At 69.8% G+C, this 4,208-nt stretch carries 5 protein-coding genes; all 5 read left to right on the top strand.

Translation table 11 applies throughout. The features are described 5' to 3' along the window. The coding region (locus AC1DU6_RS21935; protein ID WP_477859591.1) for a glucosamine kinase nucleotide-binding domain-containing protein at window positions 1-616 on the top strand (616 nt) is incomplete at its 5' end. Next, window positions 613-1,341, top strand: a complete 729-nt coding sequence (locus tag AC1DU6_RS21930; RefSeq protein ID WP_056194626.1) for a GntR family transcriptional regulator — start codon at window positions 613-615, stop codon at window positions 1,339-1,341. The genes AC1DU6_RS21935 and AC1DU6_RS21930, both read left to right, overlap by 4 nt. Continuing rightward, window positions 1,341-2,471 carry an N-acetylglucosamine-6-phosphate deacetylase gene (gene nagA / locus AC1DU6_RS21925; RefSeq protein ID WP_477859589.1) on the top strand — a complete coding sequence of 377 codons (1,131 nt, stop codon included), beginning with the start codon at window positions 1,341-1,343 and terminating at the stop codon, window positions 2,469-2,471. The genes AC1DU6_RS21930 and nagA overlap by 1 nt, the downstream gene beginning before the upstream one ends. Next, complete coding sequence (locus AC1DU6_RS21920) at window positions 2,452-3,474, top strand: SIS domain-containing protein (RefSeq protein WP_477859587.1); 1,023 nt, start codon at window positions 2,452-2,454, stop codon at window positions 3,472-3,474. Before nagA ends, AC1DU6_RS21920 begins: the two co-directional genes overlap by 20 nt. 2 nt (window positions 3,475-3,476) lie before the next feature. Further along, on the top strand, window positions 3,477-4,208 hold a 732-nt coding region (locus AC1DU6_RS21915; RefSeq protein WP_477859585.1), incomplete at its 3' end, for a glycoside hydrolase family 3 protein.

The raw sequence follows: 4,208 nt of genomic DNA, 5'->3' as shown, positions 1-4,208 counted from the left end.
GGCCTTTGTTGCGGCCAACCCCGGCGTGGCTCGCTTCAGTTTGGTCACCGACGGCCTCGTCGCCCTGCTGGGCGCCCATGGCGGCCAGCCCGGTGCACTGTTGATTTCAGGCACCGGCTCGGTTGCAGAGGCCTTGCTGCCCGACGGCAGCCGCCGCATGGTGGGCGGCTGGGGCTGGCAAATCGGCGATGAGGGCAGTGGAGCGTGGCTCGGCCAACAGGCCATGAAGCTTGCTCAAGCCGCCTACGACAGCCGCGTCCCGGCCGGTCCGCTGGTGCTGGCCGTCTGGCGCCAGACCGGCGCGACGCGCGAAGAAATGCTGGGCTTCTGTGCCCAAGCCGGGCAGAGGGGCTATGCCAGCTTGGCGCCCCTGGTCTTCGAGCACGAAGAAAACGACCCTGCCGCCAGCGTGCTGCTGGCGCAGGCGGCGGGTGCGCTCGACGCCCTCGCTGCCGCCCTCCATCCCACCCTGCCGCTGGCCCTGGCCGGCAGCATCGCGCTGCGCTTGGGCGCGCGCCTCAGCCCGGCCTTGCAGTCTCGCCGTGTCGAATCTCAGGGCGAGCCGGTCATCGGCGCGCTCTGGTTGATTCAACAACAAGAAATGAACCACGCATGAGCGCCGTCTTCAATTTCAAGCCTGATCCCAATGCGGCGTCGCCGCTCTACATGCAGCTCGCGCAGAGCCTGGCGACGGCCATCCGCGAGGGGGTCTTCCACGCCGACGAGGCCCTGCCCAGCGAGCGCGTGCTGGCCGAGCAGCTCGAGCTGTCGCGTGTCACCGCGCGCAAGGCCATCGACCGTCTCGTCGAGCAGGGGCTGATCATCCGCAAGCGCGGCTCGGGCAACTACATCGCGCCCAAGCTGGAGCAGCCGCTGACGCGCCTGACCAGCTTCTCGGAAGAACTGCACCAGCGAGGCTTCGTGCCCAGCTCGCGCTGGCTGCTGCGCGGCTTCACGCCGGCGGCACCCGACGAGCAGCTGTCGCTGGAGCTGAAGAGCGGTGAGCGCGTCGCCCGCCTGGAGCGCCTGCGCCTGGCCGACTCGGTCGTCATGGCCTACGAAGTCTCGGTGCTGCCGCAGACCGTGCTGCCCGACCCGCAAAAGGTCGAGGCCTCGCTCTACACCCACCTCGGCGACCGCGCGCCGGTGCGCGCGCTGCAGCACATCCGCGCGCTGAATGCCGACGCCAAGCTCGCCGGTCTGCTGGAGGTGCCGTTAGGTGCGGCCGTCCTCTTCATCACGCGGGTCGGCTATCTGTCCTCGGGCCAGGCCGTCGAGCTGACGCATTCCTATTGCCGAAGCGACTACTACGACTTCGTGGCCGAGATGCGCAGGGACTGATGAAACTTCGACTCGAAGGCGACATCGTCACGCCCCAGGGCGTGATCACCGGCCACCTGGACATCGCCCACGGCCGCATCGCGGCCGTCAGCGGCACGCCCATCGATGTCTCGCGCGCCGGCGAGGGCGGCCGGTCCATCCTGTTGCCCGGCTTCATCGACACCCATGTGCATGGCGGCGGTGGCCGCGACACGATGGAGGGCGGCGACRCCATCGCGACGATTGCGCGCCGCCACGCCCGCCACGGCACGACGGCGCTGCTGGCCACGACGATGACGGCGCCGGTCGGCGAGATCGAGGCCGCGCTGAAGGCGCTGGGCCCGGTCTGCCGCCAGCGCGGCCGCCAGTCGGCCCGCGTGCTCGGCGTGCATCTCGAAGGCCCGTACATCAGCCCTGATCGACTCGGTGCCCAGCCTGCGCATGCCATCCCCGCGACGCTGGAAGAGGTGCAGCGGCTCAACGAATTCGCGCCCATCAAGGTGCTGACCATCGCGCCCGAGATGGTCGGCCACCTGGCGCTGATCGGCCCGCTACGCGACGCCGGCATCCGTGTGCAGATCGGCCACAGCAATGGCGGCTATGACGACGGCGTGGCGGCCCTCCAGGCCGGCGCCGCGGGCTTCACCCACCTCTTCAACGCGATGACCGGCCTGCACCACCGCGAGCCCGGCATGGTCGGCGCGGCGCTCGCCCACGGCGAACACGCCGAGCTCATCCCCGACCTCATGCATGTGCACCCCGGCGCCATCCGCGTCGCGCTGCGCTGCATCCCCGGCCTGTTCTGCGTGACCGACTCGACCGCCGCAGCCGGCATGCCCGACGGCGAATACCGCCTCGGCGAATACACGGTGCAGAAATGCCTGGGCGGTGTGCGCCTGGCCGACGGCACGCTGGCCGGCAGCGCCCTGACGATGGACCAGGCGCTGCGCAACCTCGTGCAGACCGTGGGCCTGACCTTGCCCGAAGCGTCGCGGCGTGTGTCGACCGCGGCCGCCGAATACCTGGGCCTGACAGACCGCGGGCGCCTTGAGGCTGGCGCCTGGGCCGATGTGGTCGTGATGGATGCCGCACTGAATCTGCGGCGCGTGTTTGTAGAAGGTGAAGAGATCGATGTCGTCGTTGATGCTTGAAGAGGCGCTGAGCGCGCCGGACGTGGTGGCCCGCCAACTGGCAGCGGACCCGCTGAGCTATACCCGCCTGGGCCAGGCGCTGCAGGAGCAGCCGCCCAGCAGCGTGCTGACGATTGCGCGCGGCAGCTCCGACCATGCGGCTCACTACCTGGCCTACCTCGTCATGGCGCGCCTGGGCCGGCTGGTCACCTCGCTGCCGATGTCGCTGATCACGCTCTACCAGAGCCGCATCCACTGCCAGGGCCTGCTGTCGATGGCCTTCTCGCAGTCCGGCCAGAGCCCCGACCTGATCGCGCCGACGAAGTTCTTCCGCGAAGGAGGTGCGCGCACGGTGGCCTTCGTCAACGCCAGCGGCTCGCCGCTCGCGGCCGCGGCGGAACACGTGTTCGAGCTGCACGCCGGCCCCGAGAAGAGCGTGGCCGCTACGAAGAGCTATATCGCCCAGCTGGTGGCCGGCGCCCGCGTCGTCGCTGCCTGGCAGCAGGACGACGCCCTGCGCGCCGCGCTGAACGTGCTGCCCATCGCGTTGGAGCGGGCCGCCAAGCTGGATTGGAGCGCCGCGCTGCCGGTGCTGCAGAACGAGGACCGCCTCTTTGTGCTCGGCCGTGGCACGGGCCTGGCCGTCGCGATGGARGCGGCGCTCAAGCTCAAGGAAACCTGCGGTATCCAGGCCRAGGCTTTCTCGGGCGCCGAGGTCAAGCACGGCCCCATGGCCCTGGTGCGCGACGGCTATCCACTGCTGATCTTCGCGCCGCGCGGCCCGGCCCAGGCCGGCCTGCTGGCCATCGCCGAGGAAATGCGCAGCCGTGGTGGCCGCGTGCTGCTGGCCGCCCCCATCGGTACGCCCGGCGCCGAGCTGCCGCTGGTCACGACGGGCAACGAGGACCTCGATCCCATCGCCCTCGTGCAGAGCTTCTATCCCATGGTCGAGGCGCTGGCGCGAGCTCGTGGCTTCAACCCTGACGTCCCGCCCAACCTGGCCAAAGTCACCAAGACGCATTGATCATGAGCAACTTTGATCCCGGCCGTCTCGTGATGGTCGACATCCCCGGCCCTTCGCTCGATGCGGACACGGCCGCCTTCCTGCGCGAGCAGAAGATCCGCTCGGTCTGCCTGTTCCGCAAGAACATCGGCACGGAGGGCGAGGTCAAGGCGCTGATGCGCGATCTCATCGACGTGCTGGGACCCGAGGCGCTGATCGGTATCGACCAGGAAGGCGGCGCGGTCGTCCGCGTGACCTTCCTGCCGCAGCCGCCGTCCGCCATGGCGCTGGGCGCGAGCGGTGACGCCGACCGGGCCGAGGCCGTGGGCGCGGCGGTGGCGCGCGGGCTGAAGTCGCTGGGCATCAACTGGAATTTCGCGCCGGTGCTCGACGTCAACAACAACCCGGCCAACCCGGTCATTGGCGAGCGCAGCTTTTCCAACGACCCGGTCGAGGTCAGCCGTCTCGCGGCTGCGTGGATGCGTGGCTCGCTGCGCGAAGGCGTGGCCTGCTGCGTGAAGCACTTCCCCGGCCATGGCGACACGCATGTGGACTCGCACCACGCCCTGCCCACCGTCGACAAGACGCGTGCCGAGCTGAACGCACTGGAGCTGGCGCCCTTCAAGGCACTGGCCTCGCAGGCGCCGGCCATGATGACGGCCCACATCGTCTACCCGCAGATCGACCCTGACCGCCCGGCCACGCTGTCGCCGCAACTGATTGGCGGCATCCTGCGCCAGGACTGGGGCTATGAC

It is taken from the genome of Roseateles sp. P5_B10, assembly GCF_056400485.1.
This window is presented reverse-complemented; position numbering and strand designations above follow the sequence as displayed.

Bases quoted from the DNA above. Each gene is read 5' to 3' on its own strand.
- AC1DU6_RS21930 (WP_056194626.1), top strand. From the start codon at position 613: ATGAGCGCCGTCTTCAATTTCAAGCCTGATCCCAATGCGGCGTCGCCG.